Here is a 15,011-nt window from a genome sequence, read left to right as displayed (position 1 = left end):
ATGTCGAAGGGGCGGTACCCCGGCCGGGGTACCGCCCCTTCGACATCACCGCCGCCGTGAATCAGCCGGAGCTGCCCCGCACGGCGTTCTCCAGCTGCGCCCCGGTGTAGACCTCCATGCCGGTGAAGTACTCCACGCGCAGACTCTGCGGGCTGCGGACCCCGTTCTCGGCCCGGTCCTTGTCGTAGTCGTCCAGCAGCCGCTGCGCCTCCTCGGTCGCCTGCCCGAAGCGCAGAACCGGGTCCACGCCGTCCAGCAGCACGTCTCCCATCGCCCGCGTCATCACGTCCTGCGCCCCGGCGAAGTCACCGAACAGCGCACCGCGGCACGGCGGGACGCCCTCGCCCTGGCCCTCCGCGAAGGTGTTGAGCTGGGCGCTCGCCAGGTGGTGGAAGGGGTTGGCCTCGAACCAGCCCTCGTCCTGCAACAGCCGGTAGGAGGAGCGAGTGACCGGTACGAAGCTGCTCGCGATGTGGCGGTCGGCGGCGTTGCGCGGACTGTTCATGAACTGCATGAACGCCAGCGCACCGTCCTGTGTCACTTCGTCCAGGCCGTTGGCCAGCCACAGCGACGTACCGGCGATGATGTTCCCGCCGTACGGCTGGTCCTCCCGGCCGGGGTAGCGGCCGACCGACATCTCGAAGCCCGCGTTCTGCGCGGCCTGCGCCATGTAGTTCAGGTCGTTGGAGGAGGTGATGCGCAACGCGACGTCCTGGTTCGCGAACGCCTTCATGTTGGCTTCCCAGTCCGGGATCTTGCCCGTGTAGAGGTAGTGCCCCCGGCTGTGCAGACGCTGCCACCACTCCACCCAGCCGAGCATCTCCGCCGAGGAGAGGTCCAGCCGGCCGGCCCGGCCGGAGCGGCCGTTGTCGTTGTCGGCCAGCTGTCCGCCCTGGACGGCCAGCGCCTGCTGGAAGAACAGACCGTGGTTCGACCATGTCACCCCGTGCGACGGCCCGTTCTCCAGGGCTGCCACCGCCTCGCACGCGGCCTCGATCTCCTCCCACGTCCGCGGCAGGCTCTCGACACCGGCGGCCCGCAGAAGGTCGCGGTTGCCGTAGATCAGCATGGCCGTCACCACGGCGGGCATCGACGTCAGGTCGCCGTCGACCGAGTAGTACTCCCGCACGGCCGGCAGGATGTCGTCGAGGACGACGGGCTCGCCGAGGATCTCGGTGCGCCCGGCGACGGCCTTCTCCACCGACGTGAACAGCGGCCTGCCGTCACGGGTCCGTGAGTCACGGGCGGCCTGGGTGACGGCGAAGTAGTACTCGGCGACCGCCGGCGGCCGGCCCTGCTCGGCCGCCTCCGCTATCTCCTCGGAGAGCGTACGGAAGTCGCGTCCCTCCAGGTTGATCCGGTACTCGGGGTGCGCCTTCTCGAACTCGGCGGCCAGCCTGTGCAGCCGGTCCATGTAGCCGGGGAACGTCAGGTCGGCCACCCAGACGTCGATCACGGTTGCGGCGGTCATGAGATGCCTCTTTCTGCTCTACGGTGACGGACGGTTCAGACGACGGCGGCGGCCGGGACCACGGAACGGGCGAACGTCCGGACATCCCCCGCCAGCTCGGCCGGCTTCTCCAGCGCCGCGAAGTGACCGCCGTGCTCGAACTCCGTCCAGTGGACGAGGGTGGGGATGTCCCGGTCGGCGAAACGGCGGATCGGTACGAAGATGTCGTCGGGGAAGACGGCCACGCCCACCGGCACGGTGAGCGGCGGCGGCACCGCCCCGCCGGCCGCGGCCCGCACCGCTTCCGCACCCTCGTAGTAGTACTGGGCGGACGAACCGGCGGTCGCCGTCAGCCAGTAGATCGACACGATCGTCAGCAGCCGGTCGCGGTCGACCGCCTCCTCCGGCAGCTGCTCGGCCCCGGTCCAGTCCAGGAACTTCTCCGCGATCCAGGCGAGCTGGCCCACCGGAGAGTCGGTCAGCGCGTACGCCAGCGTCTGCGGGCGGGTCTGCTGGAGCTTCATGTAGCCCGACAGCTCGGCGTCGAAGCGGGAGAGCTTGCCCAGCCGGGCCTGGTCCCGCTCGGTCAGGCCCTCGAACTCCGCGGGGTCACCGGAGGGGAACGTCATCAGCATGTTCACGTGCACTCCGAGCACGTGATCGGGGTCGGTACGGCCGAGCTCCAGCGAGATCACCGCACCGGCGTCACCGCCCTGAGCGATGTAGTGATCGTATCCGAGCCGTGCCATCAGCTCCGCCCAGGCACGGGCGATGCGGGCGGTGTCCCAGCCCTTCTCCGGCAGGGGGCTGGAGAACCCGTACCCCGGTATGGACGGGATGACGAGGTGGAAGGCGTCCGCCGGGTCACCGCCGTGCGCACGCGGATCGGAGAGCGGGCCGATCACGTCCAGGAACTCGGCGACCGAACCGGGCCAGCCGTGGGTGAGGAGCAGCGGGGTCGCGTCCGGCTCCGGCGAGACGACATGGAGGAAGTGCACCGGGGCACCGTCGATCTCCTCGATGAACTGCGGATACCTGTTCAGCTCGGCCTCGGCGGCGCGCCAGTCGAAAGAGGTGCGCCAGTACTCCGCGAGCCCCTTCAGATACTCCAGCGGCACCCCGCGGTCCCAGCCGGCGCCGGGCAGCTCGTCCGGCCAGCGGGTGGCCCCGAGGCGGGCGTGCAGGTCGTCGATCTGTTCCTGCGGGATGTCGATACGGAAGGGACGCATGGGAGCACTCCGTGATGTCCGGGCCGGAAAGGGTCGTCGAAGGCGGATGGAGGGCTCACCGGCGACCGGATCGGCCCCGGCCGCACTCGGCGCGCCCGGCTGTATCGTCCGCCGCCGCCGAAGCCCGCCGCATCTTGCGAATTGCTCCATGGGCCCGGAGCGTCAGCGCAGTTCAGAAGATGCGCGCGGCTCCCGCCCACTGGAAGCATCACCGTCCGGGTGACCGGCCCGGCGCGCTCGGCGCGCCGTCGTGCCCCCACGCGGCACAGGCCCTGCCGCACCGATCCCGAGAGGACGCGTAGATGAACTTCTCCACCGCTCACGCCGCCGCCGGCCTTGTCGACGCCTTCGCCGACGCGGCCCCGGAGGTCCGCGAGGCAAAGTTCCGCGCCCTGGTGGACGGCCTCTGGCACCAGGGCGAACTCTCGCCCGCCGCGCTCGCGGCCGTGCCGTCGCTGGTGGCCGCGCTCGAACGGTCCGACCACGACAGCCGGGGCCACCTGGCGATCCTGCTCGGACTGCTCGCCGAGGCCGAGTACCCGGCGGCCGGACCGGTCACCGAGGAGATCCGCGCCCACCTCGGCCTCTACCTCGACCTGGTGCGCACCGACGGCATCGGCACGCCGCTCACCCTCGCGCTGCTCTATCTCCTCGCACACTTCCCGGCCGACCGGGACACGATCCTCACCGCCACCCTGGACCTCGGTCTGGAGCCCGAGGACCTGTCACGGCTGCACCGCGGGCTGAGCGAACTCGACCCCGAGCGGCCCGACCTCGGCCGGGTGTGGCCCTCCCCGTCGGCCTGGACCCTCAACGAGGACGAGCGGGCCTTCGACGCGAGCTGGATCAAGGCGCTCAGCGGCGAGCAGATCCGGGCGGCCTGGGAGAACGACACCCGGACGGTGCTCGGCTGCATCGGCGCCCGCGCCTACTGGGCGGTCCGCAACGGCGACCCGCAGGACGCCCCCGCGGCCACCGTGCCCGACCGGGCCCACGCCAGCGCGCCGCCCGCCGACACCTCCCTCTTCGCACCGCACACCGGCGCCCTGCGCTGCCCGGCCTGCCGCGGCACCCTGGAGCCCGCCGAGGACCTCCTGAACTGCACCGGCTGCCCGGCCCGTTACCCCGCCGCGAACGGCATCCTCGACCTGACCGCGCCCGCCACCGGGGACGGTGCCGTCGACGACTTCCTGGAGAAGCTCTCCCAGGTGCCCAGCATGGGGCTGTTCTACGAAGCGGTGGCCCGGCCCTCCTTCCTGCGCGTCTCCGGCTCCAACTGGGGCGGCCAGGTGACCCCGGCCGACGAGGACCACTACCTCGCCACCCACATACAGCCGGTCGACGGCCCGGTGGTCGACCTCGCCGCCGGAGCCGGACGCTGGACCACCGTCATCGCCGAGACCGTCGGTGCCGACCGGCTGGTCGCCGTCGACAGCTCACTGCCCATGCTCAACGTGCTGCGCGGCCGGCTTCCCGACGTCCCCTCGGTACTGGCCGGCGCCTCCGACCTGCCCTTCGCGGACGCGTCGGTCGGCGCGGTCGTCTGCTGGAACGCCCTCCAGGCCTTCTACCACGAGGCCGAGGCGGCGATCACCGAGGTCGGCCGGATCCTGCGGCCCGGCGGCACCTTCACGGTGCTGACGTTCCGTCGCTCCGAGGACCCGGTCTACAGCTACTTCCAGTCGGCCCACAGGTTCCCCCAGCACGACGGAGGACTCCAGCTGTTCGACCCCGAGGACCTCGGCCGCTGGCTGGCCGCGGCGGGCCTGACCGTGCGCGAGGAGAGCGGACCGGGGACGTTCGTCTTTCTGACCGCCGTCCGCGACGACCAGGAGGAGACCCGTTCATGAGTACGGCCGATGTGCGCGACGACGACGCCCTCGCCGAACCGGGCACCCCCCACTACGAGGAGGCCGCCCGGGTCTTCAACCTCGCCGCCCCCGCCCACCCGGCCGCCGCCGTCACCGCACGCGGGCCGGCCGAGGTCCGGGCCGCGGTGCTCGCGGCCACCCGCCGGGGCCTCACCGTCCGGGTGCACACCTCCGGGCACGCCGCCGGGGCCGTACGCCCGCTCGACGGCTCCGCGCTGATCCGCACCGCCCCGGCGGGCGAGGTGGAGATCGACACGGCCACGCGCACCGCCAGGATTCCGGCGGGCGCCCGCTGGGGCGATGTCGTCAGGGCGGCGGCGCCGCACGGACTCGGCGCGGCACACGGATCCGCGGCCGATGTCGGGGTGATCGGATACCTGCTCGGCGGCGGCGTCAGCTTCTACGGCCGCCGCACCGGACTGGCCGCGAACACGGTGCGGGCGATCGAACTCGTCACCGCCGACGGCGGATGCGTCCGCGCGGACGCCACGACCGAACCCGAACTGTTCTGGGCCCTGCGCGGCGGAGGCGGCGGCTTCGGCGTCGTCACCGCCGTGGAGGTCGCCCTCTTCCCGGTGGCGAAGGTCGTCACCGGCGCGACGTACTGGTCGGCGGCCGACGCCGGACCGCTGCTGGCGGCCTGGCGCGCCTGGACGAAGGACGCGCCGCGGGAGGCCACCACCTCACTGCGCCTGATGAACCTGCCCCCGGTCCCCGGCGTCCCGCCGCAGCTCGCCGCCGGACCCGTGCTCTGCGTGGACGGAGCCGTCCTGGCGCCGACGGCGCACGACGTCCCCGCGGCCCAGCGGCACGCGGACGAACTCCTGGGAACGCTGCGGGAGATCGCGCCCGCCCTGCTCGACACCTGGGCGCTCACCGGACCGGCCGGGGTGCTCGACGCACACATGGACCCGGCCGACCCGGTCCCCTTCATCGGCGACCACTTCCTGCTGCGGGAGCTCGGTGACGACGGCGCCGAGGCGTTCCTGGGCGCCGTGGGGGCGGACTCCGGCTCACCACTGGCCGTCGCCACACTCCGCCAGCTCGGCGGCGCGTTCGCCGAGGAGGACCCGGCGGGCGGCGTCCTGAACCAGGTGGACGCGGCGTACGCCTACATGGGATCGGGCCCCCCGTTCGGCCCGGTGACCGTGGAGGCCCTGGAGAAGCACTGCGCGACGGTGCGCGCGGCCCTCGCGCCCTGGGACACCGGCCGTACCGTGCCCTCCCTCGTGGAGGGATTCACCCGGCCGCAACGCCACCTCACCGAGGACCGGGCGGCGGCCGTCGCCCGGATCCGCCGCTGGTACGACCCGCGCGGCGTCTTCGCGGACGACGTCTCCGCCGGAGCGGCCGCTCTCTGACACCCCGCACGCGGTGTGCCCCCGGATCCGTCCGGGGGCACACCGCGTTCCGGTGCGCCCGGCGCCGCGCCACGGCTGCGGCAGGGCGCCTGTGACCGCCACCGGGGCCGGACGGGGGCCGCACATACGGCTGATGGCCCCCGCCTGCGGGGCGGGGGCCATCGGTGAGCGTTCAGGAGCGGGGCGCGGACGTCACACCGACAGCGACTTCTCCGTCGTGCCCGGGGTGCCCGTCGTACCGGCGGGGTCCACCGGAGCGTCGGCGGACGCCGCGGCCTTCTCCCCGGACTCCTCCGGGGCCTGCGCCTCCGCCTCCTCCGGCGCCTCGGCACCGACCGGCGGTACATGGCGCAGCAGGACGACGAAGAACACGCCGGCGATCCCGATCAGAATGGCGCTGACCGTGGCGACGGTGTGCAGGCCCCCGGTGAAGGCGACCCGGGCGGCGTCCATCAGTGCGTTGCCCACCTGCTCGGGCAGACTGTCCGCGGCGGCCGACGCCCCGGCGACACTGTCCCGGGTGGCCTCCGCGGCTCCGGCGGGCACGCCCTCGGGCACGGAGTCGGCGATGTCGGAACGGTAGACGGCGAGGCCCAGGGTTCCCAGGGTCGCCACCCCCAGCGCCGCACCGAACTCATTGCTCATCTGCGACAGGGCACCGGCCGAACCGGCCTTCTCCGACGGAACGGTTCCGACCACCATGTTGGTCCCCAGCGCCACGATCGGAGCGCCGCAGAAGGAGAACACGGCGAAGCCCACGATCAGAACGGCCGTGCCCGACTCCGGGTTGAGCTGGGAGAAGGTCAGCAGCACGGCGACCACACCGGCGATCCCCGCGCCGATGACGTACGCGGGACGCACCTTGCGGGCGATGATCGGGCACACCCCGAAGGAGACGGTGGCCGCGGCCATGCCGGGCAACAGCCCGAGACCCGCCTCGAACGGCGACATCCGCTGCGCCGACTGGAAGTACTGGGTCATGAACAGCATGACCGTGCCGCCGATGATGCTGTAGGCGAGCAGGGCCAGCAGCGCGGCGGTGAAGCGGCTGTGCGCGAACAGGCTCACGTCCAGCAGCGGGCTGGACAGACGGCGCTGGCGCTGCACGAACAGCACACCCAGCACCAGTCCGACGACGAGGGTGACGACGGGGAGGGCCTCCCAGCCGTTGCGGGCGAGCTCCTTGATTCCGTAGATGACCGGAATGGTGGCGCCGACGTTCAGCAGGACGCTCGGGAAGTCGATCCCGCCCGCCTCGCCGTTCTTGAACTCCGGCAGGACGCGCGGTCCCACGATCAGGAGCAGGACCATCACCGGTACGCCGATGAGGAAGAGCGAGCCCCACCAGAAGTACTCCAGCATGACGCCGCCGAGCAGCGGGCCGATGATGGCGCCCAGGGTGAAGCAGCTGGCCCAGAGGCTGATGGCGACCGTGCGCTGCTTGGCGTCCTGGAACATCGTGGTGATGAGGGAGAGCGTGGACGGTGTCAGGCTCGCACCGGCGATGCCGAGCAGGACACGGGCGGCGATCAGCATGCCGGGGCTGGTGGCGAACGCGGCGGCCAGCGAGGCCGCGCCGAAGGCGGCGGCACCGATCAGCAGCAGCTTGCGACGGCCGATGCGGTCACCGAGCGTTCCCATCGTGACGAGGAATCCGGCGACCATGAAGCCGTAGATGTCCATGATCCACAGCTGCTGGGTGGAATCGGCACCGAGATCCGCGCTCAGATGCGGCAGTGCCAGAAGGAGTACGAACACGTCGAGGGCCACAAGAAGGGTGGGGAGGGCGAGGATACCCAGCCCGATCCACTCCTTCCGCCCTGCCTTGGGAGCACTGCCTACAGTCATGTGCCTCAAACTTCCCGTCGTCATGAGTGTGGAGGTGGAGCCGTGGCACCCGTGATGAAGGTGGTCAAGGGCCGTAGGGGCCGGGTCGTCGGTACCGTCGAGTCCACCTCACACGGTCTCGCGCGCGAGCGGCCGTCCGCATCTCACTGCGTGCTCTCTGTTCCCGCGGCCGGCTGTTCGAGGTCTCCCGGTATCCGGCCTTCACGAACACTTGAATGTATGCCACCGGCGAATTTCGGAAAGCAACGGCGAAATTCGGAAAGCAACTTGGAAGATGCCTAAGTCGCAGCGAGCTCCGTAACGTCATCGTTGCAGCAGCCGGAACAGGCTGTACCTCTTCCGCATCTGACTAGGAGTCCACGTGACCGTCAAGAACAAGCTCGGCCTCATCACCCGCGTCGGCGCCACCGCAGCTCTGGCCATAGGTCTTGGGGTCGCCGCGACCCCGAGCGCGCTGGCGGCCGCACCGGTCGTCACGGTGACTCCGGCCTCCGGACTCGCCGACGGGACGACGGTGACGCTCTCCGCGACCGGCCTGACGCCCGGAACCGTCTACCACGCGGGGCAGTGCGCCTTCGTCGAGCCGGGCGTGTACGGCTGCAATGCCGGCACCGCCTCGGACATCACCGCCGACGCCCAGGGCAAGATCAGCACGCAGATCGTCGTGCGTTCGACCTTCCAGGCAGTGGTGGGCTCCGCCACCGAGCCGTGGGGCAGCGTGAACTGTAAGGTCACCGCCTGCCAGATCGGCCTGGGCACCGGCTCGGGCGAGGGCGGCGGTCAGGTGATCACCTTCGCCTGACCCACGACCCGCTCCCCCTCCCTCTCCCCGGTCAGCCGGTTTCCCCTCCCGCGCCTGGAGGGGGAGGGGAGCGGTCGCCCCTCCGGCGGCGAGCCGCACATCCGCCGTCGTGCTCTTTCTCCGACGACTTCGCCAAGTCCGCTTGCCTCCCCCGAAGCGTCCTGTGTCTGATGACCCGTCCGCACGGTCATTCCAGCAGGGGCAGGCATATGCGAAATAGGCTCTTCACCTCGGAAGCTGTCACCGAGGGTCACCCCGGTACGAACGCCGACCCGCTCAGCGACACGCTTTTCGACGCGCACCCGCGTGAGGACCCCGCCGGGCGCGTCGCTGCCGAGACCCTGACCACCACGGGTCCGGCGTATCTCGGGTGCGGTCACCGGCGGTGCGGGCGATCAGGGCCCGCTGTCCGGTCACACGTGCGACGGGACACCCGAGTCGATGCGTGCCGACCCACGGGGCGCACCGGCTCCGGCAGCAGCTCCCACTCCGGCTCCGGCAGCAGCTCCGGCTCCCACTCCGGCTCCGCCGGTAGCTCCGGCTCCCGCTCAGGCTCCCGCTCAGGCTTCCGCTCCGGCAGCAGCTCCGGCTCCTGCACGGGCCCCCGCGCCCGCTGACGCAGGTCCGCGAGCTTCCCGGCCTCACCCCGGAACCGCACCGACCGGGCCACCACCCCCTGCGCACAACGGGAGTTGGCCGCCCATCGAGCGGTTGCCGACGATGAACCCCTATCCGTGAGACAGCCACCAGCAAAGGACACACCCGGTGCCGCACATAGCGCTCACCAACGGCCTTCCCGGCATCAGAGGCCTGATGACCGAACGCCCCGACACCGCCGCCCCGCTCAACGCGCTCGCCGACGCCCTCCTGCGCGGACCGTCGCCGCTGAGCCGCGGGGAACGCGAACTCATCGCCTCGTACGTCTCGGAACTCAACGGGACCCGCTTCTGCGCCGACACCCACGGCGCCGCCGCGGCGGCCCAACTGGCAGGCGGAGCCGACCTGGTCAAGGCCGTCCACCACCACGTGGACACGGCGCCGCTGTCCCCGCTGCTGCGGGCCCTGCTGCGGATCGCCGCGGAGGTCCGCGACGCGGCCCGCCCCGTCCCGGACGACGTGGTGGCCGCGGCCCGCGCCGAGGGCGCCACGGACGCGCATCTGCACGACACCGTCCTGATCGCCTCGGCGTTCTGCATGTACAACCGCTACGTCAGCGGCCTCGACACCGAGCTGCCGGGCGAACCGGGTTACTACGAGGAGTCGGGCCGGCGGATCACCGCCCACGGCTACGCCCCCATCATCTGAGAGGCGGGACCACATGCCCGGTCAGACATCCAAGCCGCTCTCCCCGGAGCGCGCCCACCGCCGAGCGGTCACCGCGACCGTCGTCGGCAACTTCGTCGAATCCTTCGACTGGCTCGGATACGGGCTCTTCGCCCATCTCTTCGCAGCCCGCTTCTTCCCGTCCTCCAACCCGGTCACCTCCCTGATCGGCGCGTTCGCCGTACTCGGCATCGGTGTCCTGGTCCGTCCGCTGGGCGGCATCCTGCTGGGCCGCCTCGCCGACCGGCGCGGACGACGCCCCGCCCTGATGCTCGCCATCAGCCTGATGACCGCCGGTTCCGTGCTGATCGGCATCACCCCCACCTACGACCAGATCGGGTTCCTCGCCCCGGCGGTCCTGATCCTGGCCCGTATCGCCCAGGGCATCTCCTCGGGCGGAGAGTGGCCGGCCGCCGCCGCCTATCTCATGGAGGTGGCGCCCCAGCGCCGCAAGTCCCTGTACGGCAGTCTCTTCTCGCTCACCACCGTCGCGGGCGCGTTCACCGCCTCCCTCCTCGGCGGCGGCCTCACGGCGGTGCTCGGCTCCGAGGCCATGGCCTCGTGGGGCTGGCGCGTCCCCTTCCTCGTCGGCGGACTCTTCGGCGCGGTGCTGATGATCATGCGTCGTCAGCTCGCCGAGACCGAGGTCTTCCGGCGCGAGGCCGGCGAGCGTCCGGCCCGCGGTTCCCTGCGCCAGGTCCTCGTGACGTACCGCCGTCAGGTCCTGAGGTCCGTGCTGTTCATCGCGGGCATGGCGGTGGTGGGCGGAACGTGGACCTCCGTGGTGCCGTCCATGGGGCAGAAACTCGCCCCGGGGCTGATGTTCTGGGTCGTCGTCTGCGCCACGGCGATCCTCATGATCGTCAACGTTCCGATCGGCCTTCTCGCCGACAAGGTGGGTGCCCGGCGCTTCCTGCTGTCGGCGAGCGTCGCCTTCGCCGTCGCCGGTTCCTACACCTTCCTGACCATCGAGGGCACCTTCACCAGCCTGCTGTTCACCTATCTCAGCGGCACGGTCTACCTGACCTGCGTCACGACGACCCTTCCCGGCATTCTCTGCGAGCTCTTCCCCACGGAGAACCGTGCGCTGGGGCTGGGTCTGCCCAACGCCGTCACCTCGGCCGTCCTCGGCGGCATCGCACCGGCACTCGCCACCTACCTCGGTGAGCGCGGTGCTTCCGGCTGGTTCGTCGCCGGAGTGATGGCCATGGTCCTGCTCGCGTGGCCCGCGGTCCTCATCCGCTCGCCCGCCCCCGCACCCACCTCCAAACCCTCCGGCTTCAGCCTGGTCGGATGAGCACTTCAGAAGTTGCGGCCGGAGGTCCGACGCCGCATCGTTGACGAGATGGAGACGGCCGGCGGACGGACGAGCGCTGTCCGGGACCGCTCCGTACAGGCGGAACGATAAGTTCATACGGGTGCGCGTCACGGTGACCGATGAGTTTTCGATCCGGGTGCGGTCTACACCCCCGAAAGGTCGCAGGACCCCCGCACAGGGGTCCGGACCTGACTACCGGACAAGCAACACAGCCCACGGGTGCGGGAGATAAAAAATGTCGTTTCAGGCGTATCTGGACACGATCGAGGACAAGACCGGACTGACTCCGCGCGAGTTCATCACGCTCGCGCACGAGCGCGGCTTCGATGACCCCTCCACCAAGGCCGGAACGATCCTGGAGTGGCTCAAGGAGGACTACAACCTGGGCCGCGGACACGGGATGGCGCTGGTGCACGTCTTCAAGAAGGGCCCGAAGATCGACGCGAAGCACGTCGGTACGGACGGCACACACCGGGACGAGACCGACACGCTCTGGCTGGACGGCAAGAAGACCCGTCCCAAGGCCTGACGCACCGCACCACCTCACCGACGGCAGGCCGTGGCCCGACTCGTACCGGGCACACGGCCTGCCGTTCGCGTATCCGGGCGCGCCCCGAGGACTGTCCCGGGGATCCGTCGCACCAAGCGCGACCGCCCTGCCCGCTGATGAGCGGGCAGGGCGGTCGTGGGCCGGGGCCCGGTCAGCGGACGACGTCGAAGACGTTCTTCTGAATGCCGTTGGGGTAGGCCTCGTGCTCGACGAGCTTCAGCTTCTGGGCGTCCTTGTCCGTGTCGCTGAACAGCCGCTTGCCCGCGCCGAGCAGCAACGGGAAGACGAGCAGGTGGTAGCGGTCGATCAGACCGGCGTCCGCGAGGCTCCGGTTCAGGGTGGCGCTGCCGTGGACGATGATCGGGCCGCCCTCGGTCTCCTTGAGCGCGGCGACGTCGTCGAGCGAGCGCAGGACCGTGATCTCGCCCCAGTTCTTCACCAGGCCGTCCTCGGCGAGGGTGGAGGAGACGACGTACTTCGGCATCTCCTTGTAGTCGGCGAAGTCCTCCATGTCCGGCCACACCGGGCTGAACGCCTCGTAGCTGACCCGGCCCATCAGTATCGCGGTGGCTTCCTTCTGCTCCCGGCCCTTGATCCCGAACGCCTCGGGGAGGAACTCCACGTCCTTGAAGGTCCACCCGGAGTTCCGGTAGCCGGGCTCGCCGCCAGGGGCCTCCACGACACCGTCGAGGGAGACGAAGGCGGTGCTGATCAGAGTGCGCATCTAAGGGTCCTCGGTGACTCGTGTCGGGATCTCGGCAGCTTCGGTCCAGGTGCGCTTCCACCGCACTCGCGGCTGCGCACCCACCATGATCTACGACTCCGGATCACGGACGGACTCATCGGCCGTCGCCGTGTCCCTCCCGGCCCGGCCCGGCGGCCGCCGGGACGCTCCCCGCCGCGTCGTACGCCGGGGTGCTGCGGCGCATTACACCAATCACCGGCCCCGCAACCCGATCTTCGCCCAACAGGCCCCATCTGCAAGGCATTTCACGCATCTGCCTTGTGGGTGCCCGGAGCCGTCCCTATCGTCTCGATCATGAGCATCCCCACCGAGCTGATCGGTAGCATCCCGCGCCCCTCGGACCTTCTGTCCGCCCTCACCGCGCACGCGCGAGGACGGCTGGGCGACGGCGACCTGGCCAAGCAACAGGAGCAGGCCGTCGCGGAGACCCTGGCCCGGCTGGAACAGTCGGGGAGCCCCGTCCTTGGGGACGGGGAGCAGGCCAAGCCCAGTTTCGCCACCTACCCCGTCGCCGGTCTGGACAGCCTGTCGCCGGACGGAGTCGTCATCCCGTTCGCCGACGGGCACACCCGACAGCTGCCCTGCATCACCGAAGGGCCCTTCCGCTACCAGGTGCGGGCGGAGTCCTATCTGCGCGAGGCGCAGCGGCTCACCGACCGGCCGCTCAAGCAGGCCGTCATCGCCCCCTCCGCGCTCAGCCTGCTCTACCCGGCCACGCCCATCGACGGATACACCCGGGACGAGTTCCTGCGCGATCTCGCCGACGAGGCCGAGGCCGACATCCGCGGCTGCCTGGACGCCGGGGCCCATGCGGTCCAGCTGGACTTCACCGAAGGGCGGCTGTCGCTGAAGCTGGATCCCAGCGGTGCTCTCCTGGACGACTTCATCGCGTTCAACAACGAGGTCCTCGGCCGGTTCAGCGACACCGACCGTGCCCGTATCGGGGTGCACACCTGCCCCGGCGGGGACCAGGACTCCACCCACAGCCTCGATGTCGACTACGCCGGTCTGCTGCCCAAGCTCTTCCAGCTCAAGGCGGGCAACTTCTACCTCCAGCTGGCGAGCGAGGCCGACCCGGAGCGGGTGCTGGGCGTCATCCGGGACCACCTCCCCGCAGGGGCAAGGGTGTTCGTCGGTGTGACGGATCCGATCGACCCGCGGGTGGAGACACCGGAAGAGGTACGTGACCGGGTGCTCCAGGCCGCTCGCCACATTCCGCTGGAGCAGCTGGGCACCTGTGACGACTGCGGCTTCGCGCCGTTCGCGGACGACGCCTCCACCTCACGCGACCTCGCCTTCGCGAAGATCGACGCGCGGGTCCGGGGCACCGCCCTGGCCGCCGAGGCCCTCGGCCTCTGAGCACGGGGCTCCTGCCCCGCCCTCCTCGCTCCCGGCCGGCCTGCCGCACGTGCGGCAGGCCGGCCGGGAGCGATCGGCGGTATCCGCAGCACGGACCGCTTGGCTCCCTGGATGACGAACCACTGCGCGATCACAGGTTCCTGACAGTTTTCTGACATCACCCAGCGACTCTCTTCTTCCGGCTCCGCGCCGGAAGATCCCGCCTTGCCCTCAAGGAGAGAGTCACGCATGGAGATACTCAGCCGCATGCGGCGCACGGCCGCGGTACTCGGTCTGTGTGCGGCACTGGTCGCCGTCCCCGCCGCGGCTTCGGCCGAACCCGCCGCGCCGAAGCCACCGAAGACACCGCGGATACCCGTCGTCTCCACCGAGCAGGTCATGTCGCACCTGCGGGCGCTGCAGTCGATCGCGGACCGCACCGGAGGCAACCGCGCCCACGGCACCAAGGGCTTCCAGCAGTCGCTGGCGTATGTGAAGGGCGTGCTGGACAAGGCGGGCTTCCGCACCAGCCTGCGTCCCTTCACGCACAACGGCGTCCTCGGACACAACCTCATCGCCGACTGGCCGGGAGGCGACCCGGACCACGTCGTGCTCGTCGGCGCCCACCTCGACAGCGTCGAGGCCGGACCCGGCATGAACGACAACGGCTCCGGCTCGGCCGCCGTGCTCGCCACCGCCGTCGCGATGTCGCGGGCGGGTGTCGCGCCGAAGCGGCATCTGCGGTTCGCCTGGTGGGGAGCGGAGGAGCAGGGCCTGATCGGCTCCAAGGACTACGTGCGCAAGCTCTCCGCCGCCGGGCGCGAGAAGATCGACGTCTACCTCAACTTCGACATGACCGGCAGCAGGAACGTGCAGCAGTGGCTCGTCGTCCACGACGACCCCAGGGCCACGGACGCGTTCGAGGCCTACTTCGCGGACAAGGGCCTGCCCACCTTCGACATCGGCATCGGCGGCTCGGACCACGAGTCCTTCGGAGACGCCGGAATCCCGGTCTCAGGCTTCACCACCGGCGTCGGCGACTGCCTCCACGACGCATGCGACCGCATCGACAACGTGGACCCGGGGACCGAGACCGTCAGCACCAACGCCGTTCTGGGCGTGACCTGGCAGCTCGCCACCCGCTGATCACCGACCACGGCCCCTACGGTCAGGAGC

The 15,011-nt window shown here is 70.8% G+C and carries 12 protein-coding genes and 1 pseudogene; 9 read left to right on the top strand and 4 right to left on the bottom strand.

The features are described from left to right. Nucleotides 1-61: 61 nt before the first annotated feature. Together OG251_RS44150 and OG251_RS44145 are read right to left on the bottom strand one after the other, a co-directional pair. Nucleotides 62-1,471 (bottom strand): extracellular solute-binding protein, encoded by a 1,410-nt coding sequence (locus OG251_RS44150; protein ID WP_326682944.1) that lies wholly within the window; start codon nt 1,469-1,471, stop codon nt 62-64. 35 nt (nt 1,472-1,506) lie between these two features. Then, nucleotides 1,507-2,679, bottom strand: a complete 1,173-nt coding sequence (locus OG251_RS44145; protein WP_326682943.1) for an epoxide hydrolase family protein — start codon at nt 2,677-2,679, stop codon at nt 1,507-1,509. A gap of 302 nt (nt 2,680-2,981) precedes the next feature. Here OG251_RS44145 and OG251_RS44140 point away from each other — a divergent pair, with 302 nt between their 5' ends. Together OG251_RS44140 and OG251_RS44135 are read left to right on the top strand one after the other, a co-directional pair. Continuing rightward, entirely contained in the window at nt 2,982-4,529 is a 1,548-nt protein-coding gene (locus OG251_RS44140; protein ID WP_326682942.1) for a class I SAM-dependent methyltransferase, read from the top strand. Beyond that, nucleotides 4,526-5,911, top strand: coding sequence for an FAD-dependent oxidoreductase (locus OG251_RS44135; RefSeq protein ID WP_326682941.1), 1,386 nt, complete (start codon nt 4,526-4,528; stop codon nt 5,909-5,911). Before OG251_RS44140 ends, OG251_RS44135 begins: the two co-directional genes overlap by 4 nt. Before the next feature lie 192 nt (nt 5,912-6,103). On the opposite strand, the gene OG251_RS44130 is transcribed toward OG251_RS44135, so the two are convergent. Beyond that, a complete protein-coding gene (locus OG251_RS44130; protein ID WP_326682940.1) occupies nt 6,104-7,759 on the bottom strand; it encodes an MFS transporter in 1,656 nt (551 codons plus the stop codon). A gap of 361 nt (nt 7,760-8,120) precedes the next feature. Between OG251_RS44130 and OG251_RS44125 the strand changes: the two genes are divergently transcribed. The 5 genes and pseudogenes from OG251_RS44125 (at nt 8,121) to OG251_RS44105 (ending at nt 11,731) form a co-directional block, all read left to right on the top strand. Beyond that, complete coding sequence (locus tag OG251_RS44125) at nt 8,121-8,561, top strand: enediyne antibiotic chromoprotein (RefSeq protein ID WP_326682939.1); 441 nt, start codon at nt 8,121-8,123, stop codon at nt 8,559-8,561. A 209-nt stretch (nt 8,562-8,770) separates the two neighbouring features. Further along, a pseudogene (locus tag OG251_RS44120) lies at nt 8,771-8,917 on the top strand (S-adenosylmethionine synthetase N-terminal domain-containing protein); the annotation flags it as partial. A 409-nt stretch (nt 8,918-9,326) separates the two neighbouring features. Continuing rightward, nucleotides 9,327-9,866 carry a carboxymuconolactone decarboxylase family protein gene (locus OG251_RS44115; protein WP_326682938.1) on the top strand — a complete coding sequence of 180 codons (540 nt, stop codon included), beginning with the start codon at nt 9,327-9,329 and terminating at the stop codon, nt 9,864-9,866. Nucleotides 9,867-9,879: 13 nt separating this feature from the next. Beyond that, a complete protein-coding gene (locus OG251_RS44110; RefSeq protein WP_326682937.1) occupies nt 9,880-11,181 on the top strand; it encodes an MFS transporter in 1,302 nt (433 codons plus the stop codon). Nucleotides 11,182-11,437: 256 nt separating this feature from the next. After that, a complete protein-coding gene (locus OG251_RS44105) occupies nt 11,438-11,731 on the top strand; it encodes a DUF4287 domain-containing protein (protein ID WP_326682936.1) in 294 nt (97 codons plus the stop codon). A gap of 172 nt (nt 11,732-11,903) precedes the next feature. Here the strand turns inward: OG251_RS44105 and OG251_RS44100 are convergent, their stop codons facing one another. Continuing rightward, nucleotides 11,904-12,476 (bottom strand): dihydrofolate reductase family protein, encoded by a 573-nt coding sequence (locus tag OG251_RS44100; protein ID WP_326682935.1) that lies wholly within the window; start codon nt 12,474-12,476, stop codon nt 11,904-11,906. A 315-nt stretch (nt 12,477-12,791) separates the two neighbouring features. On the opposite strand from OG251_RS44100, the gene OG251_RS44095 reads away from it, so the two are divergent. Further along, nucleotides 12,792-13,856, top strand: coding sequence for a cobalamin-independent methionine synthase II family protein (locus OG251_RS44095; protein WP_326682934.1), 1,065 nt, complete (start codon nt 12,792-12,794; stop codon nt 13,854-13,856). Nucleotides 13,857-14,084: 228 nt separating this feature from the next. After that, the gene (locus OG251_RS44090) at nt 14,085-14,981 is read left to right on the top strand and encodes a M20/M25/M40 family metallo-hydrolase (protein WP_326682933.1); all 897 of its coding nucleotides are present in this window, start codon (nt 14,085-14,087) and stop codon (nt 14,979-14,981) included. Nucleotides 14,982-15,011: the final 30 nt, after the last annotated feature.

The sequence above is a fragment of the Streptomyces sp. NBC_01237 genome (assembly GCF_035917275.1).
Classification (GTDB): domain Bacteria; phylum Actinomycetota; class Actinomycetes; order Streptomycetales; family Streptomycetaceae; genus Streptomyces.
Note: the sequence above shows the minus strand (reverse complement) of the source record. Positions and strands in the feature narration are given on the sequence as shown.

Coding starts and splice junctions, on each gene's coding strand:
- OG251_RS44140 (WP_326682942.1), top strand. CDS start 2,982: ATGAACTTCTCCACCGCTCACGCCGCCGCCGGCCTTGTCGACGCCTTC.
- OG251_RS44130 (WP_326682940.1), bottom strand. CDS start 7,759: ATGACTGTAGGCAGTGCTCCCAAGGCAGGGCGGAAGGAGTGGATCGGG.
- OG251_RS44090 (WP_326682933.1), top strand. CDS start 14,085: ATGGAGATACTCAGCCGCATGCGGCGCACGGCCGCGGTACTCGGTCTG.
- OG251_RS44145 (WP_326682943.1), bottom strand. CDS start 2,679: ATGCGTCCCTTCCGTATCGACATCCCGCAGGAACAGATCGACGACCTG.
- OG251_RS44100 (WP_326682935.1), bottom strand. CDS start 12,476: ATGCGCACTCTGATCAGCACCGCCTTCGTCTCCCTCGACGGTGTCGTG.
- OG251_RS44135 (WP_326682941.1), top strand. CDS start 4,526: ATGAGTACGGCCGATGTGCGCGACGACGACGCCCTCGCCGAACCGGGC.
- OG251_RS44150 (WP_326682944.1), bottom strand. CDS start 1,471: ATGACCGCCGCAACCGTGATCGACGTCTGGGTGGCCGACCTGACGTTC.
- OG251_RS44095 (WP_326682934.1), top strand. CDS start 12,792: ATGAGCATCCCCACCGAGCTGATCGGTAGCATCCCGCGCCCCTCGGAC.
- OG251_RS44110 (WP_326682937.1), top strand. CDS start 9,880: ATGCCCGGTCAGACATCCAAGCCGCTCTCCCCGGAGCGCGCCCACCGC.
- OG251_RS44105 (WP_326682936.1), top strand. CDS start 11,438: ATGTCGTTTCAGGCGTATCTGGACACGATCGAGGACAAGACCGGACTG.